Below are 25,644 nucleotides of genomic sequence, written 5' to 3'. Positions count from 1 at the left end.
CTTCGGCGAGGAATGCTTCCTCCTCATGGAGAGGCCAATGAGGCTAACCCTTCATACCGACTATTCGCTTCGTGTTCTGATGTACCTGGCTACATTTCCCGACCGGCTGGCGACGGCCGAGCAGATCGCCGGCGCGTATGGTATCTCGCACCATCACATCTCGAAGGTCGTGCAGCGACTGTCCCGGTTCGGCTTCGTCGAGACGTTGCGAGGGCGCAAGGGAGGCATTCGGTTGGCGCTTGCGCCTGAGCATATCTCCGTTGGCGCAGTGGTGCGGGCGACCGAGGAGGACTTCGACCTCGTGGAGTGTTTTCGGTCGAAGACTGAGTGCTGCATCACGCCGGTATGCCGGCTACAGGGCGCGCTCAGCGATGCACTCGAGGCGTATCTGGAAGTTCTTGACGCCTGGACGCTCTCGGAGCTTGCGAGCAGTCGTACCGCGCTGGCCCGCCGTCTCGGCGCGCATTAGCGAGTTCTGAGGGTGCAACGTTCGGGCGGCCTTACCGAGGCCCTATTAACGACTGAGCCGCTCGTTTGCCACATTCACGGCTGATTAAGCATTCGGGCTCTAGTTTCGAAGGTGATTTTCTCGAAAGGGATCCCGGCCGGAAACGTCCGCGTTGAATGTTGAACCGTGCGGGCTTTCGTATGCCGGCCATGCTTGCACAATGGGGAGCGTGCCTCGTGCGAGGGACAACTCACATCTCAAAGGGACGTAAGTCAAAAAGCTTTGGTGCCATACGCGCCATGCTGGACGTTTCCGTTGGTGCGGCGCTGACATTTACGCTCGCCTGTCCGCTGTTCGTTTCGCCGTCCGCGTTTGCCCAGCAGCTCCCCTGGCACGTGCAGCCCGTGCCAGTGCCTACTCCGCCTCCCGTTCCAGCTCCCGCACCGCAATACGCTCCGGCTCCCACTGCGCGGGCGCCTGCTCCGGCCGCGAAATCGCCCGTCATGCCCGTGCCGAACGCGCCGGTGCGGAATGTGCCCGCGCGAAATGCGCCCGTGCCGGACGCAGGTGTGACATCGGTTGCCCGAACACTGCCCGGGTCAAGCGTTGTGCCGGATGTTCTGGCCGCGCCATCCCCTCAGGCCGTCCCAAAGCCTCAGGCGGTTCCGCCTCAACAGGTTCCAGCAGTGCGGTCGGTTCGAACCGTTCCGGTCGCGCCGCCCGCGCCAGAAGTTTCAGGGGCGCCGGCTGTTCGGCCCGCGGCCGCGTTCGGGCCCGTACTCGCCCCAGCGCCCGCCGCGCCGCTCATTCCGGGCCTGCCCGCATGGCTGAACCCGCATATCGGTGACGGCGAGGGTCAAATCTCTGCCATTGTGCTCAAGCGTGCCCACGACTTTCACCTGAAAAAGGTGCGGGCCGGCGCGGTTAAGAATCCGTGCTATTTCGCTTTCGATGCGACGCGCCCCGGTGACGGCGGACAGCGGTTCTACGTGATCTGCGAGTCCAAGGGCACGTTCCGCGCCATCTCGTCCGGCCATGGGGCAGGGCGTAACTTCACAGGTCTAGCCGACCTGTCGAACAAGTCGCGCTGCGCGAAGAATTTCTCAAATGCGCGCAATTCTCATCTGACCACCGGCGGCGGCTATATGACGGCGGAGATCCGCACGTCATTCAAGGGCTATTACAGCGCGGACGGCGGCCCTCAGCCGCTGATGCGCTCCTTCCTGCAATTCGAAGGCGAAGGCGAAACGGCGACCGCGCGGGCGCGCGCTATTGGCGGGCACTCGGCCGCGATCGTGAAGTGGATGTGCCGGATGAAAATCCCGAGCAGCCCCCATGCGAACAAGGATGGCTATGTGCCTTACGGCAAGTTGGTCGACTATAGCGCCGGGCGTTCAAGCGGCTGCACCAGCTGGCCGCAAGCGGAAAATGAGACGATTCTGGCGATTGCCAAGAATAGGCCGACCACGGTCTATATCTACCCGGAAGCGAAAGACATCGTGGCCGTCGGGCGCGCCGTCGAGGCTGGACAGTCGCCGTCGCGCGCCGGCACCTATTGGAGCGCGTCCTGCTTGCGGGAGATCGGGAAGCCGAATTTCTGGCCGCGGGAAAAGCTCGAGCCGGCGCTCACGCGCTACGCGCAGAAGCGCAAGCCCGCGCGGCCGCGAACCTTGTCCGATCTACCGCTCTGCAAAACGGTTGTCGGTTCAGCTCGCTAAGGCGCCCGCGCGGGGGTAGGCTTTCGCTGTGCCGTCGATGAACACATTCGAGAACAAGGCGTTCCTTGCGCACGTTCGCGGCGGCGACTTCGCCCATCCCGGCGAGGAAGAGGCCATCGATCTCGTTCTGTCCCATGTGAAGCCGGAACCGCGCGAGACCGTGCTCGATGCGGGCTGCGGCCTGGGGGGCACAGCGGACGCGATCGGTAAGAAGACTGGCGCCGTGGTCGTTGGGGTCGATCTCGACGCGGAGTCTATGCGTTACGCCAACGCCGCCTATCAGGACTCGCAGTTCATACTAGGCGATGTCACCAAGCTCGGCGAAATGGCCCTGCCCAAGATGGACGTGATCTACGCCTTCAATTCACTCTATGCCTGTCCCGATCTGGAGGCGTGCTTCTCATCGTTCCGAAAGGTTTCGAACTCGGGCGCGCGCATCGCCGTGTTCGATTACACCGCCTATGACGGCTGTGCCCTGGCCGGGACCGAGTGTTTGCCGCCGAGCGTCCATTCCATGACGCAGATGCGCCAGCTCCCCGAACGCCAGGGATGGGCGTGCACCGGCATCGTCAACCTCGATCTGGCCTATGCCGCCTGGTACGGCCGCTTCCTAGCCCGCATGGACGGGAACCGGGTGGCCCTTGCGGCCGCGCGATCCCCCGAACTCTTCGAGGCGGTGCGGAAAAAATATGCGGATATGCTCCGCTGCCTGGAGCAAGGCACGCTCGGCGGTGCGCTGCACGTTTACGCCCGTGCGTGAATTCTGACGCAGGTCTGATTTCGGGCCCGCGCGCTTCAGTCAAACGAGCGAACTCCACCGAAATCTACCCTGCGCAAGGCGCAGGGGTTACACTGAGGTTTTATCGTCTATGATTAGCGTCGGTTGTCTTGCGTGTCCGATTCGCGTCAGCAAAACGCCTCAATAGGGGCGTTTTTCCGCACAGAATCGAAAGGCGAACGATTCAATAGGAGACTACAATTGGTGAGATTGATTCCTCGCCGCCGGAGGGTCGTCAGTCTACTGGCTATTGTAAGCGCCGCCGCACTGGCTGCATTGCTTGAGCTGCCCCGCGCGCTTGCCGACGAGCACTTCGAAGCCACTCCGCCATGGCTGCAGCGCCATGTGGGGGATGGCGACGGGCAGATTTCCGAAATCGTCCTGCAGAGGGCGCGGGCGCTCTACATGCAGAAGGTCGTGGAGGGTTCCGCTAAGCATCCCTGTTATTTCGCCATGGATGCGACGCGGCCCAGCGTTGCGGGCAGCGGCGGCGTAGCGCGCCGGTTCTACATCATCTGCGAACACGATATGTCTTTCCGCGCGATTTCGTCCGGCTACGGAAACGGACGGAGACTACCGGGCGCCAATTTCGCGAACGGCCAGCGCTGCGCGAAGAATTTCAGCAACGCCGAGGGCTCCAAGTTGACGACCGGCGGCGGCTATGTGACGGCCGAAACGCGGACCTCGTTCAAAGGCTACTACCGGACTCGCGGCAAGTCCGTGCCGCTGGTGCGCGCCTTCGTGCAGTTCGAGGGCGAGGGCGATACGGCCAACGCGCGCGAACGCGCTATTGGCGGGCATTCGGCCGTGCTCTTGCGGGGCTTGTGTCTTCGTAAGCGTCCGGACAGCCCCTATGCAAACGAGAAGGGCTACGTGCCCTATGGCCGGCTCTTGAACTACAGCTCTGGGCGCAGCAATGGCTGTACCAGTTGGACGCCGGAGGACTCGGAACTGATTGTGGACATGATCAAGGAGCAGCCGACCACGGTCTATATCTATCCGGAGTCGCGCGACATCGAAGCGGTCGCGAAAGCCTTGAAGTCCCGCCAGAAGCCGTCTAGCGCGGGGCTCTACTGGAATGCCAGATGCTTACGGGAGATTGGCGCGCCCAAATTCTGGCCGAAGGAAAAGCTGGAGCCGATCATCGCCCGGTATCGAAAGGCGCGCCCGCGCCCACCACCGCGTCCTCTGCCGATCTGCCGTTCTGGATAAGCCGATCCTGATCATCGCGCCATACACAGTCTGAACCTGCGCAGTCTAATCTGCGCTTTCGATAGTCATGCCGTCACCCTGGGAACGCTGACTTAACTCAGCCTACTGATGGAGTGCTGCGGTTATGCATAGCAACATCCCGGACGATCCGCGCATCGCGTCGGCCAAGCCAGCATGATAGTGTCCCCGCGAGATTGAGGGAGGTTCGCTATGGCGCTGCTTATCATCGGGATCGTGGTGTTTCTGGGTATTCACCTACTGCCCACGTTCGGGGGTCTGCGCGAGCGGTTGATCGAGAGGCTGGGAGCGAACGGCTACAGGGCCGCGTTCTCGGTGTTTTCAATTCTCGGCTTCGTGCTGCTTGTTTACGGTTTCGCCAAGGCGCCCATCATTCCCATTTGGACGCCCCCAACTTGGATGCGGCACGTGGCGATGCTGCTGATGCTTCCTGCCTTTATCTTTCTGGTCGCGTCCTATGTGCCGGGGCGCATCAAGGCGGTTGTGAAGCATCCCATGCTGGCCGCGATCAAGACCTGGGCGCTCGCCCATCTGCTCGCCAATGGCGATCTTGCGGGCATCATCCTGTTCGGGTCGTTCCTGGCCTATGCAGTCTATGACCGGATCGCGCTGAAACACCGCCAGCCCACGGAGTTGATCGAGACGCCAGGGCCGGGGAGCCCGCGTAACGACATCATCGCGGTGATCTTGGGGCTCGTCTTTTACGCGGTATTCTTGATCTGGCTGCACCCGCTTCTGATCGGCAAGCCGGTGGTGGCGATGTAAGGGCGCCTGCGGCGGACTGTTTTTGCGCTGCACAGATGCCTATATGTCTGCCATAAGACGGGTCGCACGAACGAAAATTCGCGAGGTTAGGGCCTGTGTCACATCAGACCTACATCAAGCGCATCACCGCGCCGGACATAGCTGCACGCAAAGGCGGTGAGCCCATCGTGGTGCTGACCTCCTACCACGCTCAGACGGCCGCGCTGGTCGATCCCCATGTGGACGTTCTCATGGTTGGCGACTCGCTAGGCATGGTGTTCCACGGCCTGGAGACCACGGTGCCCGTGCCACTCGATCTGATGGTCGCGCATGCTCAGGCCGTTGTGCGCGGCTCGGAGCGGGCGCTCGTCGTGGTCGATCTGCCGTTCGGCTCCTATGAGGAGAGCCCCGCCGTCGCCTTCCGGAGCGCGGCCCGCCTCATGAAGGAAACGGGTTGCGGCGCCGTTAAACTCGAAGGTGGTGTGCAGATGGCCGAGACCATCGCTTATCTGACGGCGCGCGGTATTCCCGTGATGGGACATATCGGCATGACGCCACAGGCAGTCAATCAGCTTGGCGGGTTCGCGGCCCGCGGGCGCCGCCGCGCCGAATGGGCCCGGTTCGAGGACGATGCCCGCGCAGTGGCCGAAGCAGGCGCGTTCTCCATGGTGATCGAGGCTATTGCCGAGGCGCTCGCCGCACGCATCACCAAGGACGTGCCGATCCCCACGATCGGTATCGGCGCGTCGGCCGAATGCGATGGGCAAGTCCTGGTGCTCGAGGACATGCTTGGGCTCGCCCCGAGGGTGCCGAAATTCGTCAAGGAGTACGCCGAGCTCCGATCCGCGGTGGAGGGAGCGGTGAAAGCCTATGCGCGGGACGTCCGCGCGGGTGCCTTTCCGGCCGAGGAACATACCTATTCGACCCTGGATGAAGTGCCCTCAGCGCCCAAAAAAGTCAAAATTTCAGTCTGATAGCCCAGGAGGTCGCGCTGGGGCGTCCCGGGGGCTCGCGGCCGGCCGGTGGCATTCAGCCTTGCGCGAACTAGCGGCCTTCACTATACGGCGTGGGTTAAGCCGGGCGTTCGCCCGGGTTCTACAGCCGTGCCCGTTCACCCGCGCCCGCGCGCCGTTCCGAAAGCCGAAAGAGCTCTTAACCACATGACCGACAACAGTTTCATTCGCGAAGTCGACGAGGCGGTTCGTCAGGAGCGGTACAAGGCCCTTTGGGACAAGTTCGGTATCTACGTCATCGTTCTCGCCCTGGCGCTCATTATCGGCGTCGTCGGTTACAATATCTGGACCTACCTGAAAGAGAGCGCGGCCGAGACCGCAGGCGATGAATTCTCGACCGCCCTCTCATTCGAGAGCGGCGCAGATCAGGCCAAGGCGAACGAGGTGTTCGAAAGGCTCGTCAAGGACGGCCCGTCCGGCTATCGCGTTTTGTCACGGTTTCAGCTCGCATCGAGCCAGGCCAAGGCCGGCGAGACCGATAAGGCCGTCGAAGCCTACGAGGCGCTGGCCAAGGAGCGCCGGGTCGATCCAATTCTAAAGGGGCTTGCCACACTTCAGGCGGCCACGCTTCGGCTCGACACGGCAGACTATGCGGAAATGCAGACGCGCCTCGACGGTTTGGCAAACGGGAAAAGCGCTTGGCGTTATTCCGCGCGCGAGCTGCTGGGGCTCTCGGCCTATCAGCACGACGACTTTAAAGCCGCCGAGGACCAGTTCAGCGCGCTCTTGGTCGATGGGGGAACGCCGCGGAATATGCGCGACCGCGCCAACGTGATGCTTGCCCTCATTCTCAGCCAGACCGCCACGGAAGGCGGGTCCAGCACCGATGAGCCCACATCGGACGAAACCAAGAAAAACGACGCCAAAGCGGACGACACCAAGACGGACGCATCGACTACCAACTAGCGCACCGTCGTCTTGGTCCGGCGGTTCTTGTTTGCCTGCCTTTTTTGTGTTCCTTCGCTTGTCTTCGTTGGCCTGAAACACCGGACTCCGCGATCTCGCATTCATGCCCTTTACCGTCGCCATTGTCGGACGCCCCAATGTGGGCAAGTCCACGCTGTTCAACCGGCTCGTGGGCAGAAGGCTCGCGCTCGTCGACGATCAGCCGGGGCTGACACGCGACCGCCGCGAGGTGGAGGTCGTCCTAGAGGGATGCCCGCTCACACTGATCGATACGGCGGGTCTGGAATCCGGCGATGACGGGCTCACCGCGCGCATGCGGCTGCAGACCGAAGCGGCCATTGAGCAGGCAGAACTCGTCCTTTTCATCATCGATTCCCGGACCGGCGTTACGGCGGCCGATGAAATCTTCGCCGATCTTGTGCGCAAGCACGGCAAGACCGTCGTGCTTGTGGCCAACAAGTCCGAAGGGCGGGCCGCCGAGCCCGGGTATTACGAGGCGTTTTCAATGGGTCTTGGCGAGCCCTTTGCGACGTCCGCCGAACACGGACTTGGAATCGGCGATGTGATCGATGCGATCGCGGAGGCCTATCGCAGCGCCCAAGAAGAAGCTGCGCCGGATGGCGGGGCCGAGGAAGGCGAGCCGGACGAAGATGGCGTCTATCCGTTGCGGATTGCGATTGCGGGTCGGCCCAATGTGGGCAAATCCACGCTGGTCAACGCGCTTCTTGGCGAGGACCGCATGATCACGGGTCCGGAAGCGGGGATCACACGCGACGCCATCGCATCGGAGATCGCTTGGGGGTCCCGCCGCCTCCGCGTGTTCGACACGGCGGGCCTTCGGCGCAAGGCGCGGATTGATGCGCGCGCCGAAGTGCTTTCGGTCGGCGATACGCTGCGAGCGATCAAGTTCGCCGAGGTCGTGGTGTTACTGCTCGATGCGGAAAAGCCTTTCGAGAAACAGGACCTGCAGATCGCCGACCTCGCCGCTCGCGAAGGCCGTGCGCTTGTCATCGCCATCAATAAATGGGATCTCGTTTCGGAAAAGCAGGCTCGTCTCGCCGAACTGCGCGAGATGTGTCAGCGCCTGCTTCCCCAGGTCAGGGGCGTGTCTTTGGTGACGCTGTCAGCCCAGAGCGGCAAGGGCGTCGACCGGCTCATGGATGCTGTGCTCGCGGCGGACGCGGTGTGGAACCGGCGCCTGCCCACCGCCGCTCTGAACGATTGGCTTGCCGCTATGATTGATGCGCATGCCCCGCCGGCTGTTTCCGGGCGCCGCCTGAAGATCCGCTACATGACCCAGGCCAACGCCCGGCCACCGACGTTCATCGCGTTCTGCTCCCAGCCCAAGGCGCTGCCGGATTCTTACGTCCGCTATCTCGTGAACGGCTTACGCGAATCCTTCGATCTGCCGGGCGTGCCTATTCGCTTCAACCTGCGCAAAGGCAACAATCCGTATGTGAAGGCCAAGTCGTGATGAGTGGCGAGACGGAGGTCTTCTTCTATCATTTGGAGAGCCGCACACTGGAGCAGGTCTTGCCGGCGCTGCTGGAGCGATCCTTGGATCGGGGCTGGCGGGCTGTGGTTCAGGCATCGAGCCCGGAGCGGGTCGAGGCCCTCAACATGCTACTCTGGACCTACCGCGAGGAGAGCTTCCTGCCCCATGGCGCCGACGCCGACGGCACCCCGGACGCACAGCCTGTCTACCTGACCGATGGCGATACAAATCCCAATGATGCGGCTGTCCGCTTCCTGGTGGACGGTGCCAGCTTGGACGTGGTGGGCGACTACGCGCGCGTGGTCCATATCTTCGACGGTCACGATATAGACGCCGTTGTGCGCGCCCGGGAGGCGTGGGCGGTGGCAAAAGAGCGGGGACTCACGGTGAGCTATTGGCAGCAGGACGAAGGCGGGCGGTGGCAGAAGAAAGCCTAATCCAAATCAGTGCTTGGATCGTCAGATTTCGATACCGGCAAGCCCTAGGATGTAGAGCATCGCGAAATAGGCGCCGACCGTGAGGGCCATCGAGGCCGCCAGGCTTGCATAGAAATCCAGGCCGGTCCGCAAAAGGATGGGCAGGCTGAGAAACAACACGAGCGAGGGCAGAACCAACCAGAAGATTCCCGTGGACAGGCGCGCGATCTTTTCCGTGTCGCCGGTGTCCACATAGAGCCAGATCATGGCCAACACCGAGGTCAGTGGAATCGAGGCGATCAGTGCGCCGAATAGGGTGCTGCGTTTGGCGGCTTCGGAGACTGCGACCACAAGAACGCTCGTCAGAAGAACCTTGATCGTGGCATAGAGCATCGGTACGTCCTCACTGCGTTATCTGGGCAATGAATCTGGGGCTTTCATATCACACACCAATTGATTTTAACGCCCGCGCCTTGTGGCCATCATGACCGATGGCTATAAGCCCGGCCGAGATACAAAAATACTAAAGAATCAGAGACTAGAAGGACTTACGGCTATGGCCATCGAACGCACGCTCTCGATCATCAAGCCCGACGCGACCGAGCGCAATATTACAGGGCTGATCGTCGCGCGCCTGGAAGGCGCGGGCCTCCGGGTGGTCGCGCAGAAGCGCATCTGGTGGAAGAAGAAGCAGGCCGAAGAATTCTACGAAATGCACAAAAAGCGCGATTTTTTCGCCGACCTGGTCAAATTCATGACCTCCGGCCCCATCGTGGTTCAGGTGCTCGAAGGGGAAGACGCGATCAAGCGCAACCGAACGGTCATGGGCTCAACCAACCCAGTTGACGCCGATCCGGGAACGATCCGCAAAGATTTCGCCATTAGCCTGCAGCGCAACTCCGTGCACGGGTCCGACAGCCCCGAAAGCGCCAAGCGCGAAATCGATCTCTGCTTTAAGAAGGGCGAGATCGTCGGGTAAGGGGCTTTCGCCTACATTTGTGAGATGCTTTTTCCGACGCGCAAGGTTCTTGCGCGTCGCTTGCTATGCTCAGCCGGTCCTTTGACCGTTGAGATGCGTACGCTCTTAGCCGTGACTAGCTCAGTTCGCGGATGCGGAAGGGCAGGCCGCCCTGCGGGCAGAGCGTGACGGTCGCGCGGATCTTCGCCGGGGTTGGCCCCACATATTCGGGTGTGAAGCGGCGCAGGAGCTGGACGAGCGCCAGCGTGTTTTCGATCTGCGAGAGTGCCCCGCCGATACAGGCGCGTTTCCCGGCAGCGAAGGGCAGGTAGGAATATTTCCGCCGCTTCTTGGCACGCTCGGGCGCAAACCGCTCCGGATCGAACTTCTCCGGCTCTTCCCAATATTTCGGGCTGTGATGAGCGATATAGGAGAGCATCGAAACCTTGTCGCCCGCCTTGATCTTGTGCCCGGCGATTTCGTCGTCGTCTTGAGCAATGCGGATCAAACCCCAGATCGGTGGATAGAGGCGCATGGTCTCTTGGATCACCATGCGGGTGTAGCTGAGCTGCTGCACCTGGCTCCAATCGGGATCGTCGTCGCCGCAAACCCGGTGCGCTTCTTCGCGGACGCGCTCCATCGCTTCGGGGTGCTGCGATAGGAGGTAGAGCGACCAGGCGAGCGTCAGCGCCGTGGTCTCGGTTCCCGCCCACAGGTACTGCTTCATTTCGTCGATGACCTGGCGATGGTCGAACTCCGGAAAATCCGGATCGGCCTCGGCCTCGAGCATCGCCGTCAGCAGGGTTTTATCGCGGTGATCGATCACGTCAGCGCCAATTACCGCGTCCGGGACCGAGTGCCAGATCTCCATGGCCTTGGCCGGATCCTCGTCCGTGATCTCCTCAAGCTCGCCGCGCACACTCTTCAGGCGCATGGTCTTGTGGTTCATCACGTCGGTGTAGGTCTTGACCTGCTTGAACACGAAATGAGGGTTGAACGGCATTTCGCGATCGAACAGAGCCTTGCACACCATCTCGGCAGCCAGTGTCCAGGTCTCTTCCACCATCTCGACGGTCTCGCCGGTCTCGGCGAATTTCTTCCAGCGGCTCATCTTCGAGTCGATGGCCGACATCAGATAGGGGAAGTATTCCTCGAACATTTTCGGATGAAAGGCCGCCTGCTGTGGCACGCGGATCTTCTGCCAAAGTGCACCGTCGATGGTGATCATGCTGCGGCCGAAAACGGGACGGAGCCCGTCGAAATATTTGGTGTAATTGTCCGCGTTCGTCACGAGGACGCGCTCGGCGTGTTCAGGTTCGCTCAGCAGAACAATGCGCTGGTTCTTGAGATTGACCGGCAGGACGCCGTTGTACTTCTCGCACAGCGCCATGAGAACCTGCATGGGGTTCTCTTGATTCAAAAGCGCCGAGAGCTTGAACCAGATGCTTTGCTCTTCTCCGAGACCGTGCGACGCGGAGTAGGCGACCGTCATGTCCGCCATTTACGCCATCCCTCTTATTGTTGGGCCAAATGCTCCCGTTGGGCCAAGCGTGCCAGACAGGGCTTGAGGCCAAACCGCAAGATCAGCACTAGGTCTCGGGCAACGTTCGCGTGCGCAGATCTTCTGCACGCGGTTCAGTGTTGCGGAGATCGACTGAGTAGTCGTTGTTCCTAGCATCCGCTTGTCTGCGTTGTCTACGGGCCCTTGCGCCGCGCAGTCTTGCGATGCGTCAAGTTTTGCGGGTCTGTTTGCGTGTTTTTCCAAGTTTCTGAGTACAGGGTCAAAAATTGCCCGGAAGCGGGGGCGAAAAAAGGGCAACTTCGTAGGTGCCATCGGCCCCCTCTAGCATACCGACAACGCGTTCGCCGTCCATGGTGACCTGTCCGGAGGCGACGAGCCGTAAGGCATGAGGATAGAGGCGATGTTCGGCGGCAAGCACGCGCGCCGCGAGACTCTCCTCAGTGTCGTCCGCATGGATCGGCACGGCTGCTTGCGCCACGATCGGTCCGTCGTCCATGGCCGCACGCACGAAATGGACCGTGCATCCGGTTATCGTTGCACCGGCGTTCAGGACCCGCGCATGAGTGTCGAGTCCTTTGAAGGCCGGCAGCAGCGAGGGGTGGATGTTGAGGTGGCGGTTTAGCCAGCGGGAAACGAAGCTTTCCGTCAGCAAACGCATGAAGCCAGCGTTGCAGAGGAGTTCCGCACCTGCGCCGCCCAATGCCTCGTCCAGCGCGGCCTCGAAGGCTTCGCGCGATGGGAAGTCGCGGTGATTGACTGTACAGGTCGGGATGCCGGCCACCTCGGCGCGGGTCAGGCCCTGGACGTCAGGCACGTTGGAAACCACAAGCACGAGTTTGGCAGGGTAGTCGGGGGCCTTGGCGGCATCGATCAGCGCCTGCAGATTGCTGCCGCGGCCGGAGATCAGAACGCCGACGCGCCGCTTCGTGCTCATGCCGGGATATCCGTAGCGCCGAGCACGACGGCCGGACCGTCGCCCCGCGCTGTGAGTGTGCCGATCGGCAGTGCCTCAGGTCCGAGGCTGGTACGGACACGCGTGAAATCGTCGGGTGCAATCGCGACCACCATGCCTATCCCGCAATTGAAGGTCCGGTACATCTCGTGCGCATCGAGTCGCGCTTCGGCCTTGAGCCAGGCAAAGACGGGCGGCATGCCGATGGCCTCCACATCGATCGCGGCCGAGAGCGTCGGGGGCAGGATGCGGGGCAGATTGTCGATCAGCCCGCCGCCCGTGATGTGGCACAGCGCCTTCACGGCGCCGGGGTTGGCCCGAATCGTTTCAAGCACTTGGCGGACATAGATGCGTGTTGGCGCGAGGAGCGCGTCGCCGAGCGCAGCGTCTGGCGCAAATGGTGCCGGGTCACTCCAGCTGAGGCCGCAGGCGGCTACGACGCGGCGGACAAGAGAGAAACCATTGGCGTGGCAACCGGAGGAGGGCAGTCCGACCATGACATCGCCGGCCTTCAGGTCGGGGCGGGGCAGGACCGCGTCCCGCTCCACGGCACCGACCGCGAAGCCCGCGAGGTCGTAGTCGCCATCGCCATAGAGGCCGGGCATCTCGGCGGTCTCGCCACCGATCAGCGCGCAGCCCGCTTGGCTACACCCTTCGGCGATGCTGGCCACGACCTCGGCGGCCACGCCCACGTCCAGTTTGCCGGTCGCGAAATAGTCGAGGAAGAAGAGCGGCTCGGCGCCTTGGACCACGAGGTCGTTGACGCTCATGGCGACGAGATCGATGCCGATCCCGGCATGGAGCCCCGTGTCGATGGCGAGCTTCAGCTTGGTCCCGACCCCGTCGGTCGCTGCCACCAGGACCGGGTCCTTGAAGCCGCATGCGGCCAGATCGAACAGCCCGCCGAAGCCACCGAGATTACCGAGAACGCCCGCGCGCTTGGTCTTGGCGGCAAGGGGACCGATAGCGTCGACAAGGGCATTTCCGGCATCGATATCGACACCGGCTTCGCGATAGGTCAGGGGCTTGTCGCCGGGCTTGGACACGTCGGAAGGGTGGGGCACGTCGGGTCGTGTGAGCGTTGAGATTTCGGGGCCGCGGCCAAGCGGGGTGCATGTTCCAGAATTCTGTCATAACACTCTTGGCAGGCACGGGCGCCACAGGCAAGAGACCTCGAGGCGGAAAGGCCGGGTGTTGATCGTCGCGCGAAGGTTTCCGGACGAATACGTCCGGCGACGGGCCGGGGAGCGGTCGATGGGACTTCAGTCAGGCAAAGGTTTCAGGCGGTTGGCGCCATTTTCTGCCAGATTGAGTCGCGCCGCCCTGTTGGGGGCTGCCTTGCTGGCAGGTCCGGAGCTTGCTGCTGCCGCCAGCCTTTACAATGTCGCGGAGGTCCATGTGGACGTCACGGCCAAGGATGCCGTGATTGCGCGGGAGAAGGGCATGGCCGAGGCGGAGACACGGGCCATGAAGACGCTGCTCGCCCGGCTCATGCCGCTCAGTTCATAGGTCAGCCTGCCCACGTTCTCCCACAGTGTGATCGAAGGGCTTGTGGCGGGCATTGCGATCCGGAGTGAGAAGGCCTCCGCCACCCGCTATATCGACGTCCTCGATGTGCGGTTCTATCCGGACGCCGTGCAACAACTCTTGATCAGCCGCTCCATTCCTTTCGTCGATGCGCCCGGGTCGGCCATTTCAATCCTGCCGGTGGTGCTCGAAGGCGATGATGTCGCGAACGATGCGATCACGGACTGGTGGGGGGCCTGGGAGGGTTTAGGTCTTAAGAATGGGGTCGCCCCGGCGAAGCTGGCCGCACCTCGCGACGGGCTCGATGCAAAGACGGTCCGGGCGGCTCTGGCCGGCGACTCGGACGCCTATGTGGATTTGTGCAGCGTCTATGGCTATGGCGGTCTCGTCATCGCCGCGGCCGAGATCACGGGCGGCTTCTTTCGTGTCCGTCTTGCTGGCGAGGATGCGGTGGGTAGGGTCGATGCCACCGTCACCGCTGCGGTCGAACGCCGCAACCTGAAGGCGGCGGTAGACGCGGTTGCCCGGTTGGCGCTTACCACGCTCGAGCGGCGCTGGCAGAAGCGGCTCGATCCTGGGTTCGATAAGGCCGCCGATGGGTTGCTCGGGCGCGGGTCGCTCTATCCGGACCAGGTGCCCGAGATGGACGAGGCGGCTCTGGGCCGCGTTGGCGCGGTCATTGAGTTCTTCAGCGTAAGGGATTGCAGCAGATTCAATTTGGGCTTCAGCGGATGGAGGGGCTCCGCGATTTCGCGGTCACATCCCGATCCGCCCATGCCGTCTCAGTGACATTCGATTACGCCGGATCGGCCGATCGATTGCAGGCCGTGCTCGCGCAGAACGGCATTGGCCCTTTCGAGCGGGACGGCACGCTTGTGATCCGTGTCGGGTAATGGCATGCCGCTTCCCTGAGACGAACCGTTCGCCGAAATTCGGCCCCGCGCCGATGGCAGTCTGATAGTCTCCGTGCCAAATGCAAAAAAGCGATGCGGCCGAGACGCCAGTAAAGAGACCGAAGAAAGACGCTCTGGAGAAGCGCCGGTGAATATCCCTAACACGCTGACATTCGCGCGGATCGTTTCCGTCCCGCTTCTGGTCTGGCTCATCATCGATCAAAGTTTCTTCGCGGCCTTCATCGTGTTCATGTTGGCAGGGATCTCGGACGCGGCCGATGGCTATCTGGCCAAGCGCTATGGCTGGCAGACCGAACTCGGCGCCTATCTCGATCCGATTGCCGACAAGGCCCTACTCGTCGCGATCTACGTCTCTCTGGGGCTCGCCGGCCACTTGCCGGTCTGGCTCGTCATCGCCGTGGTCAGCCGCGATATTCTCATCGTAGGCGCGGTGGTTCTGGCCTGGATCATGTGGCGTCCGGTCGAGGTCAAGCCGCTCATCGTCAGCAAGATCAATACATTCACGCAAATCGCCCTGGCCGGCCTCGTGCTCGCCAAGCTGGGGCTGGGGTTTGGCTGGGACGGGCTGATCAGTGTGTGGATCTGGGTCACCGGTGGCCTGACGATCTTATCCGCCTCTGCTTATTTCCTGGGATGGCTCCGGCACATGATGAGCTACGAGCCCGAGCCCCCTGAGCCAAGGTTGCGCTCCAAGGGGAATGCGTCCCAGCCCGCCGGCCACACATCGCGTGCGGACGGTACCGCGGCATGCGCGAAGAATGGGGGGAACGGCGCTTCCCGGCCTGAGGTTCGGACACCGTGAGTCCCGGTCAGCTTGCGTTCGATTTGCCGCACCGGGCGGCTCTGGGCGCAGAGGATTTTCTGGTCAGCGACTGCAATCTCGCCGCGGTGCGGATGGTCGATGCGTGGCCGGGTTGGCAGGGCGCCGTGCAGGTTCTCGTCGGGCCGGCGGCGAGCGGAAAGACCCATCTCGTTCGGGTCTGGCAGGAACGGTCCTGTGCGGAAACGCTCGATCCGGCGACGCTGGATATTGCATCGCTCGATACGCGGGCTCCGTGCTCGTCCATCGCGGTGGAGGATGCCGACCGCGCCGGCTTCGACGAAAGGACGCTGTTCCATCTCCTGAACCTCGCCCGCGAGAAACGCTTTTCCGTTCTGTTGACGGCCCGGGTCAGCCCCAATCGCTGGTCCTTCTCCCTGCCGGATCTACTGTCGCGTTTGAGTGCCGTGCCCGTGACCGCGATCGGCGCGCCGGACGAGGCGCTGCTGCGCACGGTAATGCTGAAGCATTTCTCCGACCGTCAGCTGACGATCGAACCGAAGGTGCTGGAATTCCTGGCGGTTCGGATCGACCGGTCGCTGGAGGCGGCCGCGGCAGCCGTTGATGCCGTCGATCGCGCCGCTCTGCGCTCGGGCCGCAAGATCAGCCGGCAGCTCGTCGTGGAGGCGCTTGGGCCGCCTGCGACGATGGAGTAACCAGCCGGAATTGACCTATACCGTTACGCTGGTGATACAGTTGTACGCTTAACATGACGGCGCTGCCGGGCGCACAATGCGCTTTATTTCAAGAGGATATCGATGAACGTTCCGGAAACGATAGAGCCGGAGGGCGCGGTTGCCCGAATCGCGGCCTATGGCCCAAGCCGCTACTTCAATCGCGAGCTATCCTGGCTCAACTTCAATAAGCGCGTGATGGAGGAGGCGGAGAATGATCGCCAACCGTTGCTGGAACGCCTGCGCTTTCTGTCGATTTCGGCCAACAATCTCGATGAGTTTTATATGGTTCGCGTCGCCGGACTTCGGGCGCAAATGGTGGCCGGGATCGAGACGCCGAGCCAGGACGGGTTGACGCCGGCCCAACAGCTCGACCGGATCAATCGCTCTGTTGCCGATCTCACGGCACTCCAGCAAGAGAATTGGGTGACCCTTGAGGCGCAGCTCGGCGAAGCCGGCATTCACGTGCTCAGCGCCGATCAACTCACGGATTGGGAGCGCGACTGGCTCGAGGATCATTTCCTCAATCTTATTTTCCCGGTGCTGACGCCCATCGCGGTCGACCCCGCCCATCCGTTCCCATTCATCCCGAATTTCGGGTTCACGCTCGGACTGGAACTGGTGCGCGAAGGATCGTTCCGCACCATGCACGCGCTTCTGCCGATCCCGTCGCAGCTCGATCGCTTCATCCGCTTGCCGCAAGACACGGACGACGGCACGGGCATTCGCTTCGTCCGCCTGGAAACCGTGGTCGGCATTTTCGTATCGCGGCTTTTCCCGGGCTACAGGGTGCGGAGCCAGGGTGCGTTCCGGGTGGTGCGTGACAGCGATATCGAGGTCCAGGAAGAGGCGGAAGACCTCGTCCGCGTGTTCGAATCAGCTCTCAAGCGCCGGAAGCGCGGTTCGGTCATCCGGCTCGAGATGGAAGCGACCATGCCGTCGCGGTTGCAGCGCTTCGTTATGCAGGAGCTGAAGGTCACCGAGCGCGAGAGCTTCGTACAGAAGGGCCTGATCGGGCTTGCCGACACGGACCAGCTCATTGTGGCCGATCGTCCGGACCTAAAGTTCCCGCCCTATGTCAGCCGATTCCCCGAACGGATCCGCGAGCACCATGGCGATTGCTTCGCGGCCATCGCCAAAAAGGACATCGTGGTTCATCACCCCTACGAATCCTTCGACGTGGTGCTGCAGTTCCTAAAGCAGGCCACGGCCGATCCGGACGTGGTCGCGATCAAGTGGACGCTTTATCGGACCAGTAAGACGTCCCCGATCATCGAAGCGTTGAAGGACGCGGCGGACGCAGGCAAATCGGTGACGGCGGTTGTCGAGCTGAAAGCTCGGTTCGACGAGGAAGCCAACATCAAATGGGCCCGCGATCTGGAAAGCGCGGGCGTCCAGGTGGTCTATGGCTTCATCGAGCTGAAGACCCATGCCAAGCTCAGCCTCATTGTCCGCCGCGAACGCGGCGAGCTGGCGACCTACTGTCATGTGGGGACGGGCAACTATCACCCGGTTACGGCCAAGATCTATACGGACCTGTCCTATTTCACGGCCGACCGGTCGATCGGCAAGGATCTGTCACGGATCTTCAATTACGTGACGGGCTATGCCGAGCCGGCAGAACTCGAGGCCATGGCGGTCTCGCCTGGCGGCATCCGGGCCCGCATTCTCGATCACGTTCGCGAGGAGATGTACCACGCCAAGGCAGGACGGCCGGCGGCAATCTGGATGAAGATGAACTCCCTCGTCGATCCGGAGATCATCGATGCGCTCTACGAGGCGAGCCAGGCGGGCGTGGAGATCGACCTCGTCTGCCGGGGCATATGTTGTCTGCGGCCCGGCGTGCCGGGGCTGTCGGAGAATATCCACGTGAAGAGCATTGTCGGACGCTTCCTGGAACACTCCCGCATCTATTGCTTCGGCGCGGGCCACGGTCTGCCGCACCGGAAGGCCGCGATCTATATCAGCTCCGCCGACATGATGCCGCGCAACCTCAACCGCCGGGTCGAGGCCATGACGCCCATCAAGAATCCCACGGTGCATGAGCAGATTCTCGATCAGATCATGGTGGCGAATTTGAAAGACAACCTTCAGAGCTGGCGCGTTCTGCCGGACGGAAACTCCGTGCGGATCAATGTCGAGGAGGGCGAGGAGCCCTTCAGCGCCCAAAATTACTTCATGACCAATCCCAGTCTGTCCGGACGGGGCACTTCTCTACCGGAAAACATGCCTCCGCGCTTTACGCGGGTCGAGGAGAACCTCTAATCTCTGCGCATGGTTGGGAGGAAGAAACGTGCGCCGGTCGCGGTGGTCGATATCGGCTCCAACTCGGTTCGGCTCATCGTCTACGATAGCGCCACCCACGTACCCGCTCCGCTCTTCAACGAGAAGGTCTTGTGCGGGCTGGGCAGGTCGATCGCGACCACCGGGAGCCTCGAGCCGGCCGGCGTCGCGCGCGCCTTGAGGGCGCTCAGGCGTTTTCGCGCGCTGATCTCCCAACTTCATGTGCACCGGACCGAGGTGATTGCCACGGCGGCCGCGCGCGATGCGAAGAACGGCCCCGAGTTCATCGCCAAAGCTGAAGAGGTCCTCGGAACCAAAGTCACTGTGCTGTCCGGTACGATGGAGGCGGAACTCGCCGCGCTCGGGGTCGTGTCCGGAATTTACGCGGCTGATGGATTCGTCGGCGATCTCGGCGGCGGCAGTCTGGAGCTGGTTGACGTGCGGGGCGGGCGTCTGTCCGATGCCCTGACACTGCCGCTCGGGGGCTTACGTCTGATCGACGTCTCCGGCGGGAACCTCAAGAAGGCGCGCGAGATCATCGATTTGGAGTTTTCAAAGGTGGGCTGGCTCGAAAAGGGTCGGGGCCGTGATTTCTATGCGATCGGTGGGACCTGGCGGGCCGTGGCGCGCTTACATATGGCCCAGACGGATTACCCTTTGCGCGTGATGCACAATTACCGGATGGGCGCGCAGGACTTGCTGAAGTTTATCTCGGGTTTGTATGGCCGCTTAGACGACGACATGCCGGGCTTGCGCGATACTTCCAGCGCTCGGCGGGAGACATTGCCCTACGGCGCCCTGGTGCTCGAACGGCTCATCAAGCAGATGAAGCCCCGATCCATCGTGACGTCGGTCTTTGGTATCCGCGAGGGGCTGCTATACAGCCTACTCAGCGCCGAGGAACGGGCGAAGGATCCGCTGATCGAGGCCTGTCAAACGCTCGCGCTGCAAAGGTCGCGCTCGATTGAGAATGCTATAGAATTGCTGGCCTGGACCGATGGGCTCTTTCGTGTGCCGGGGCCGGTGGAGACGCCCGAACAGACCCGGCTGCGCCATGCCGCGTGTCTCCTGTCTGATATCGGCTGGCGCGCGCATCCCGATTATCGCGGCGCCCAAAGTCTCAACCTGATCGCGAATGGTGATCTCGTGGGTGTCGATCACCCAGGCCGCGCGTTTCTGGCGCTTACTGCCTATTACCGCAACGAGGGTGTGGTGAGCGACGAGTTGAGCCAGGGCCTGGTCGAATTGGTCGACAAGGACGCCCTGAAGCGTGCGAGAATCTTGGGAGCGGCGTTCCGTGTTGCCCATATGGTATCGGCGGCCATGCCGGGCGTCCTACCGCACACCCCACTCATCTACGATGGGGAGCGGCTGATCTGGACGCTGCCGGAGCCCTACGCCGATCTCGAAGGCGAACGCGTCAGCCGCCGCTTCAAAACGCTGGCCAACCTTCTAGAGTGCGAGCCGGAGATCCGCATGAGTGCACCGGTTCAAATGGTGGCCAGTTGACGGCGCAGCGCGAGGTTTCCCTTGCGAACTTGCTGAATGAAGAAGCAATCCCCAAATCACTTGGAGTAAAGGGAAAAACACCCACAAGTGGCCTCCCCAAACTCTTTGAACTCACCCGTTTTAACATCACCCAAGCCCTAAGATTGGCCCAGACCTAAGATACCGATGGCAGAGGATCTCTATTCCGTTCTAGGCGTCGCGAAGACTGCGAGCGCCGATGAAATCACCAAGGCGTACCGCAAGCTCGCCAAGAAGCTGCACCCGGACCTCAATCCCGGCGATACGGCCGCGGAGGAGAAGTTCAAGGAAATCTCCTCCGCCTATTCGATCCTCAACGATGAGGACAAGCGCGGGCAGTACGACCGGGGCGAGATCGATGCGAGCGGGCAGGAGCGGCCAGAGGCGCGCTATTACCGCGAGTATGCCGGCGGTCCGGAGGGGACGCGCTATCGCTCCTCGGCTGGGTACGAGGACATGGGCGATTTCAGCGACCTCTTTGGCGACATTTTTAGTGGGGGAGCCGGTATGCACGGCGCAGGAATGCATGGCCGCGGTCAGCGCGGCGGCGCTCGCTTCTCTATGCCGGGTCAGGACGCGCAGTACCATCTCGATATCGGGTTTCTCGACGCGGTCAACGGCACCAAGACGCGCATCACATTGCCTGATGGGAGCACGCTCGACGTGACCATCCCACCCGGTGTCACCGGAGGCCAGGTGCTGCGGCTGAAGGGCAAGGGGCACCCGGGTCTGGGCAAAGGTCCCCCAGGGGACGCGCTTGTCGAGGTCGGCGTGAAGCCCCACCCCGTCTTCACACGCGAGGGCAACGACATTGTGGTCGACCTTCCGATCAGCCTCGACGAGGCGGTGCTCGGGGGCAAGGTGCAGGTGCCGACCATTGCCGGCAAGGTGGCTATGACGGTGCCGCCGGGCGCCAGTTCCGGGCAAACGCTCCGGCTTAAGGGCCGGGGGGTCAAGGGCAAGGGCGATCAGCTGGTGAAGCTCAACGTGACGATGCCCGAGACGATCGACGATGATCTCAAGCGGTTCATCGAGGAGTGGAAACAGACTCACGCCTATGACCCGCGGCGGACGATGAAGGAGCAGGCGTGATGTTGACCGAGGAGGACATCGTCGCGCGCGTGTCGCGCCTCACGGTGACGCGGTTGCGTGTATTCGTATCCCAAGGACTCATCAAGCCCGAGGCGGTCAGCCCTGAAGACGTGGCGCCACCGGGCTATTCGGAGGCCGACCTAGCCCGTGCGGCGCTGATCTGCAATCTTGAAGACGAGATGGGCTTCAACAAGGATGACGTGTCGGTCCTCTTGAGCCTCATCGATCAGATTCACGGGCTGCGCTCGGAGCTGCGCAATTTCGTCGAAGCCGTCGAAGCGCTCCCGCCGGAGGTGCGCACGACCGTGCGTCTGCGGATCGAGCAGCGGCGAAGGGGCTAGCCCATGCGCTCTCCCGGTGTGGCCGTCTTCTATGTCATTCTGGTGATCTTACTCACGATGGCGAGCGTGCAGTACGGTCTTGGGCGACTGCCGGGCGACATCGTCGTGGATCTCGGCGGCTTCTACTTCTATGTGCCTTTCACCACGGGGTTGATCGTGGCTTTGCTACTGGGCGGCGTCTTCTGGTTCTTCCGCCGCTAGCACCGTGACCGAGCCTTCACGGATGGTGAGGGACAGTGCGCCGCGCTTGAGCGCCAGCGCGTCTTCACCAAACAGTTTGCGCCGCCAGCCGCGCAACGCGGACGTATCGGCCTCATTCGATCGGGCGATCTGTTCCAGCTCGTCGGAGGTGGCGATCAGCTTGGGTGCAACGCCATGGCGTCCGGCCGTGGCTTTCAGAAGCACACGAAGCAGATCCATCACCGCTTGCGCTTCCGGCGGCATGGGCTCGCCGCGCTGAAGCGGGGGCACCGTGGTCGGATCGCGCTCGAGGCCGCGCTCCACGGCCTCAAGAACGGCTCGGCCGCGCGAGGATCGTGCAAAGCCATTATGCAAGGATCGCAAGGCGCCTAGGTCCTCGGCCGAGCGCGGCGCCTGGCCCGCGATGTCGTAGAGCGCCTCGTCTTTGAGAACGCGTGAGCGGGGAACGTCTTGAGTCTGGGCCTCGCGTTCACGCCAGGCCGCAAGTTCCATGAGCACGGCGAGTGCCTTTTGCGTCTTGATCCGCATTTTCAGCCGCCGCCAGGCATGCTCCGGATGGAGTTCGTAGGTGGCGGGATCGGTCAGCACGCCCATCTCTTCGCTGAGCCAGCTTGCCCGCTCGGACTTATCGAGCTGGGCCTGGAGCTTGGGATAGAGGTCGCGCAGGTGGGTGACATCGCCCAAGGCATAGGTCAGCTGCCGCTCCGAGAGCGGGCGGCGGCTCCAATCCGTAAAGCGGGAGCTCTTGTCGAGACTGCGGCTCAGCAGGCGCTTGACCAGCATGGCGTAGCTGACCGCCTCGCCAAAGCCGCACACCATCGCCGCCACTTGCGTGTCGAAGATCGGATGCGGCACGACGCCCGCCATATGATGAACGATTTCAATGTCTTGGCGGGCGGAATGAAAAACCTTCAGGACATTCTCGTCAACCATCAGGTCGAAAAACGGCGTCAGGTCAATTTCGGGCGCCAAATTGTCGATGAGGATCTCGGTTTCGCCGCCGGCGATCTGGATGAGGCAGAGGCGCGGCCAGAAGGTCTGCTCGCGCATGAATTCGGTATCGACCGCAACAAAGGGGGCTTTTGCGAGGTCGGCACAGGCCGCCTCAAGATCTTCTGTGGTTGTGATGAGATTCATGGATCGCGGATATAGCCTAATGGAAGGCGCATGGCCAAGGGGGCTAAGCGCCGGCGCCCAAAAAAACGAGGCTAACGGCGGTCATATCGGGCTGGAAGGGGCGCCGAAAGCTGCCCCTCCGCCTTGACAAGGGGAGCCTTCCCGTGCGGTGTTCCGCTCGCCTTCGAACCGGAGGCGTCAGCAACATTTCAGTTCCTCCGCCACAGATTATAGAGCCATGCACGCTTTTCGCACTCATTCTTGCGGCGCGCTTCGCAGCGCCGACGTCGGCAATATCGTTCGCCTTTCGGGCTGGGTGCATCGCATCCGTGACCACGGGGGGTTGCTGTTCATCGATTTGCGGGATCATTACGGAATCACGCAGATCGTCGCCGACCCGGATTCGCCTGTTTTCGCGACAGTCGAGACCCTGAAGCCCGAATGGGTGGTGCGCGTGGATGGAACCGTCGTCGCCCGCTCCGACGACACGGTCAATTCGAGCCTGCCGACAGGCGAGGTCGAGGTCCGGGTCAAGGATCTGGAGATTCTGTCAGAGTCCGCCGAACTGCCTTTGCCCGTGTTCGGCGAGCCGGACTATCCGGAAGAGACGCGGCTGCGGTTCCGCTTCCTAGACCTCCGACGCGAGACGTTGCACGCTAATGTCATGAAGCGGGCGGAGATCATCTCCTCGATCCGCGAGCGCATGCGCGACGCCGGCTTTTTCGAGTTTCAGACACCGATCCTGACCGCGTCCTCGCCCGAAGGCGCGCGCGACTATCTGGTGCCGTCCCGTGTGCATCCGGGCAAGTTCTACGCCTTGCCGCAGGCGCCGCAGCAATTCAAGCAGCTCATCATGATGGCCGGTTTCGACCGCTATTTCCAAATCGCGCCCTGCTTCCGCGACGAGGATGCGCGCGCGGACCGCTCGCCGGGCGAGTTCTATCAGCTCGACCTGGAGATGAGCTTCGTCACCCAGGAGGACATTTTCGACACGATCGAGCCTATCATTCGCGGGTTGTTCGAGGACTTTGGCAACGGCCAGCCCGTGACGCCGAAATTCCCGCGCATTGCTTACAAAGAGGCGATGCACAAATACGGCACGGACAAGCCGGACCTGCGCAACCCGATCGAAATGGAAGACGTGTCCGAGCATTTCCGGGGCTCGGGCTTCAAGGTCTTCGCCGGCATGCTCGAAAAGGACGCGAACGCGCGCGTCTGGGCCATTCCAGGCGAGGGTGGCGGTAGCCGCGCGGTATGCGATCGCATGAATTCTTGGGCGCAAGGCGAGGGCCAGCCTGGCCTCGGCTATATCTTCTTCCGCGACGGCGAGGGGGCGGGCCCCGTCGCCAAGAATATCGGGCCGGAGCGGACGGCGGCGATCCGGACGCAGCTGGGGCTTGCCGACGGCGATGCCGTGTTCTTCGTGGCGGGTCTGCCCAAAGAGTTCGTGGAATTCGCCGCCAGGGCGCGCACGAAAATCGGTGAGGAGTTGAAGCTGATCGCTTCAGGCCGCTTCGACTTCTGCTGGATCGTGGACTTCCCCATGTTCGAGTGGAACGAGGACGAGAAGAAGATCGACTTCTCGCACAATCCGTTCTCGATGCCGCAGGGCGGGCTCGAAGCGCTCGACACGATGGAGCCAGAGGAGGTCCTGGCCTACCAGTACGATTTAGTCTGCAATGGCGTGGAGCTGTCCTCGGGTGCGATCCGGAATCACAAGCCGGAGATCATGGAGAAGGCCTTCGCCATCGCCGGATATCAGACGGAAGAGTTGGAAGCGCGGTTTGGCGGCATGCTGCGCGCGCTGCAATACGGTGCGCCGCCCCATGGCGGCATCGCGCCGGGCATCGACCGCATGGTCATGCTGCTCTGTGGCGAGGAAAATTTGCGCGAAGTGGTGATGTTCCCGATGAATCAGCAGGCGGAAGACTTGCTGATGGGCGCACCGTCGGACGTGTCTCCCGAGCAGCTCAAAGAGCTCAGCATTCGGATTTCCCTGCAGAAAGCAAAAGGCTAGCGCGTGGCCGAGGGCTTTTGTGCCTCTTACGAGCAGGTTCCGCTTTCGTCATTTTCATGACAGCGCTGACGGCGCGCGCCATTCCCAGTTAACATGGCTGCGAGGGTACGGCTGAAAATACGACACGATGGATGCAGTCTGGGATTCAGACTCAAATCCGTGGGCGGTGTTCTGCATGTCGTTGGGAGGGGACTCTTTCCTGGAGTGATGTGCGAAAGGACAGAGGACCATGACGTTAGGCGAGCGCGTCTTTCTTTACTGCGAGCGGGGAACGAGCGAGGCCCTGTGGGCTGAACCGATCAACGCCATTTCCAATGCCGGCTTTTTTCTGGCCGCACTGATCTTCTGGCAACTCGTCTTGTGGCGGCCGCCGGAACAACGCAGCCCGGACCACTATCTGTTCGTAGCGCTTGTCTTTGCGATCTGCTTCGGCAGCACCGCCTTCCATGTCTATGCGGATCGCGGCACCGAGCTTGCCGATATCATCCCCATCGGCGTGTTCATGCTGGTCTATCTCGGCTATGCCCTGAACCGGTTCTTGAACGTACCGCCGGGATGGACAGTTCTCCTCGTGGTGGCTTTCGCAGGGCTCATCGCCGGATCGATGCAGATTCATTGCTGGGACAGCGGGATAGGCTTGGCCGGCGACGCAACCGATGCCAAGGTTTGCCTGAACGGGAGCATCGGCTATCTGCCCGCCCTCGGCGCACTCATCGTCATCAGCATGTTGGTCGCCGAGTGCCGGCACAAGGCCACGCCGTATCTGCTCGCAGCGACGGTCGTGTTCGCGGTGTCCATTCTGTTGCGGTCGCTCGACATGGCCTATTGCAGTCAAGTGGAGATTGAGGGCCGGGACGTGGGCACTCACTTCATCTGGCATCTTCTGAATGCAGTGGTGCTCTTCCTCCTGATGCGCGCGAGCCTCGAGACCGGCACGAAGTCATTGCCGGCC

26 protein-coding genes are annotated in these 25,644 nt (G+C 62.2%); 21 read left to right on the top strand and 5 right to left on the bottom strand.

Annotated elements, in window-relative coordinates; translation table 11 throughout:
• The first annotated feature begins 37 nt into the window (after positions 1-37).
• The 9 genes from WBQ77_RS01035 (at position 38) to WBQ77_RS00995 (ending at position 8,769) form a co-directional block, all read left to right on the top strand.
• On the top strand, positions 38-469 hold the full coding sequence (locus tag WBQ77_RS01035) for an RrF2 family transcriptional regulator (RefSeq protein ID WP_424042696.1): 432 nt from the start codon (positions 38-40) through the stop codon (positions 467-469).
• A gap of 278 nt (positions 470-747) precedes the next feature.
• Positions 748-2,166 (top strand): hypothetical protein, encoded by a 1,419-nt coding sequence (locus WBQ77_RS01030; RefSeq protein WP_424058515.1) that lies wholly within the window; start codon positions 748-750, stop codon positions 2,164-2,166.
• Between the two features lie 37 nt (positions 2,167-2,203).
• Positions 2,204-2,926 (top strand): class I SAM-dependent methyltransferase, encoded by a 723-nt coding sequence (locus WBQ77_RS01025; protein ID WP_424042694.1) that lies wholly within the window; start codon positions 2,204-2,206, stop codon positions 2,924-2,926.
• A 222-nt stretch (positions 2,927-3,148) separates the two neighbouring features.
• Positions 3,149-4,156, top strand: coding sequence for a hypothetical protein (locus tag WBQ77_RS01020; RefSeq protein ID WP_424042693.1), 1,008 nt, complete (start codon positions 3,149-3,151; stop codon positions 4,154-4,156).
• 210 nt (positions 4,157-4,366) lie between these two features.
• A complete protein-coding gene (locus WBQ77_RS01015; protein ID WP_424042692.1) occupies positions 4,367-4,939 on the top strand; it encodes an NnrU family protein in 573 nt (190 codons plus the stop codon).
• Between the two features lie 95 nt (positions 4,940-5,034).
• Positions 5,035-5,892, top strand: coding sequence for a 3-methyl-2-oxobutanoate hydroxymethyltransferase (panB, locus tag WBQ77_RS01010; protein WP_424042691.1), 858 nt, complete (start codon positions 5,035-5,037; stop codon positions 5,890-5,892).
• A gap of 186 nt (positions 5,893-6,078) precedes the next feature.
• Positions 6,079-6,837: a tetratricopeptide repeat protein gene (locus WBQ77_RS01005; protein WP_424058511.1), complete on the top strand. Its 759-nt coding sequence runs from the start codon at positions 6,079-6,081 to the stop codon at positions 6,835-6,837.
• A gap of 103 nt (positions 6,838-6,940) precedes the next feature.
• Complete coding sequence (der, locus tag WBQ77_RS01000; RefSeq protein WP_424058509.1) at positions 6,941-8,311, top strand: ribosome biogenesis GTPase Der; 1,371 nt, start codon at positions 6,941-6,943, stop codon at positions 8,309-8,311.
• Positions 8,311-8,769 (top strand): DNA polymerase III subunit chi, encoded by a 459-nt coding sequence (locus tag WBQ77_RS00995; protein ID WP_424042688.1) that lies wholly within the window; start codon positions 8,311-8,313, stop codon positions 8,767-8,769. Before der ends, WBQ77_RS00995 begins: the two co-directional genes overlap by 1 nt.
• A gap of 21 nt (positions 8,770-8,790) precedes the next feature.
• On the opposite strand, the gene WBQ77_RS00990 is transcribed toward WBQ77_RS00995, so the two are convergent.
• Positions 8,791-9,141: a DUF3147 family protein gene (locus WBQ77_RS00990; protein ID WP_424042687.1), complete on the bottom strand. Its 351-nt coding sequence runs from the start codon at positions 9,139-9,141 to the stop codon at positions 8,791-8,793.
• A 163-nt stretch (positions 9,142-9,304) separates the two neighbouring features.
• Here WBQ77_RS00990 and ndk point away from each other — a divergent pair, with 163 nt between their 5' ends.
• Entirely contained in the window at positions 9,305-9,727 is a 423-nt protein-coding gene (gene ndk, locus WBQ77_RS00985) for a nucleoside-diphosphate kinase (RefSeq protein ID WP_424042686.1), read from the top strand.
• Positions 9,728-9,842: 115 nt separating this feature from the next.
• Here ndk and WBQ77_RS00980 read toward each other — a convergent pair whose 3' ends face one another.
• From WBQ77_RS00980 to purM, 3 genes are all read right to left on the bottom strand, one after another.
• On the bottom strand, positions 9,843-11,207 hold the full coding sequence (locus WBQ77_RS00980) for a cytochrome P450 (RefSeq protein WP_424042685.1): 1,365 nt from the start codon (positions 11,205-11,207) through the stop codon (positions 9,843-9,845).
• Positions 11,208-11,487: 280 nt separating this feature from the next.
• Entirely contained in the window at positions 11,488-12,162 is a 675-nt protein-coding gene (gene purN / locus WBQ77_RS00975) for a phosphoribosylglycinamide formyltransferase (protein ID WP_424042684.1), read from the bottom strand.
• Entirely contained in the window at positions 12,159-13,226 is a 1,068-nt protein-coding gene (gene purM, locus WBQ77_RS00970) for a phosphoribosylformylglycinamidine cyclo-ligase (protein WP_424058545.1), read from the bottom strand. Before purM ends, purN begins: the two co-directional genes overlap by 4 nt.
• A 292-nt stretch (positions 13,227-13,518) precedes the next feature.
• On the opposite strand from purM, the gene WBQ77_RS00965 reads away from it, so the two are divergent.
• From WBQ77_RS00965 to WBQ77_RS00925, 9 genes are all read left to right on the top strand, one after another.
• On the top strand, positions 13,519-13,689 hold the full coding sequence (locus WBQ77_RS00965; protein ID WP_424058507.1) for a hypothetical protein: 171 nt from the start codon (positions 13,519-13,521) through the stop codon (positions 13,687-13,689).
• Positions 13,690-13,731: 42 nt separating this feature from the next.
• Positions 13,732-14,496, top strand: coding sequence for a hypothetical protein (locus WBQ77_RS00960; protein ID WP_424058505.1), 765 nt, complete (start codon positions 13,732-13,734; stop codon positions 14,494-14,496).
• A 252-nt stretch (positions 14,497-14,748) separates the two neighbouring features.
• The gene (locus WBQ77_RS00955) at positions 14,749-15,423 is read left to right on the top strand and encodes a CDP-alcohol phosphatidyltransferase family protein (RefSeq protein WP_424042680.1); all 675 of its coding nucleotides are present in this window, start codon (positions 14,749-14,751) and stop codon (positions 15,421-15,423) included.
• Positions 15,420-16,097 carry a hypothetical protein gene (locus tag WBQ77_RS00950; protein ID WP_424042679.1) on the top strand — a complete coding sequence of 226 codons (678 nt, stop codon included), beginning with the start codon at positions 15,420-15,422 and terminating at the stop codon, positions 16,095-16,097. The genes WBQ77_RS00955 and WBQ77_RS00950 overlap by 4 nt, the downstream gene beginning before the upstream one ends.
• A 102-nt stretch (positions 16,098-16,199) precedes the next feature.
• Positions 16,200-18,380 carry an RNA degradosome polyphosphate kinase gene (locus WBQ77_RS00945; RefSeq protein WP_424042678.1) on the top strand — a complete coding sequence of 727 codons (2,181 nt, stop codon included), beginning with the start codon at positions 16,200-16,202 and terminating at the stop codon, positions 18,378-18,380.
• A gap of 9 nt (positions 18,381-18,389) precedes the next feature.
• A complete protein-coding gene (locus tag WBQ77_RS00940; RefSeq protein WP_424042677.1) occupies positions 18,390-19,907 on the top strand; it encodes an exopolyphosphatase in 1,518 nt (505 codons plus the stop codon).
• A 165-nt stretch (positions 19,908-20,072) separates the two neighbouring features.
• Positions 20,073-21,017, top strand: a complete 945-nt coding sequence (locus WBQ77_RS00935) for a DnaJ C-terminal domain-containing protein (RefSeq protein ID WP_424042676.1) — start codon at positions 20,073-20,075, stop codon at positions 21,015-21,017.
• Positions 21,017-21,358 carry a MerR family transcriptional regulator gene (locus WBQ77_RS00930; protein WP_424058503.1) on the top strand — a complete coding sequence of 114 codons (342 nt, stop codon included), beginning with the start codon at positions 21,017-21,019 and terminating at the stop codon, positions 21,356-21,358. Before WBQ77_RS00935 ends, WBQ77_RS00930 begins: the two co-directional genes overlap by 1 nt.
• A 3-nt stretch (positions 21,359-21,361) precedes the next feature.
• Complete coding sequence (locus WBQ77_RS00925; RefSeq protein WP_424042674.1) at positions 21,362-21,559, top strand: DUF2905 domain-containing protein; 198 nt, start codon at positions 21,362-21,364, stop codon at positions 21,557-21,559.
• Here WBQ77_RS00925 and rnd read toward each other — a convergent pair.
• Entirely contained in the window at positions 21,524-22,696 is a 1,173-nt protein-coding gene (gene rnd, locus WBQ77_RS00920) for a ribonuclease D (protein ID WP_424042673.1), read from the bottom strand. The two genes, WBQ77_RS00925 and rnd, sit on opposite strands and share 36 nt — an antisense overlap.
• Before the next feature lie 217 nt (positions 22,697-22,913).
• On the opposite strand from rnd, the gene aspS reads away from it, so the two are divergent.
• Positions 22,914-24,692 carry an aspartate--tRNA ligase gene (gene aspS / locus WBQ77_RS00915; protein WP_424042672.1) on the top strand — a complete coding sequence of 593 codons (1,779 nt, stop codon included), beginning with the start codon at positions 22,914-22,916 and terminating at the stop codon, positions 24,690-24,692.
• A 229-nt stretch (positions 24,693-24,921) separates the two neighbouring features.
• Positions 24,922-25,644, top strand: a 723-nt coding sequence (locus tag WBQ77_RS00910; protein ID WP_424058501.1) for a ceramidase domain-containing protein, incomplete at its 3' end; no start/stop codon positions are given.

This window comes from Methyloceanibacter sp., from assembly GCF_049590335.1.
GTDB lineage: Bacteria > Pseudomonadota > Alphaproteobacteria > Rhizobiales > Methyloligellaceae > Methyloceanibacter.
The sequence above is the reverse complement of the archived record's forward strand: the minus strand, read 5'-3'. Positions and strand labels throughout refer to the sequence as shown.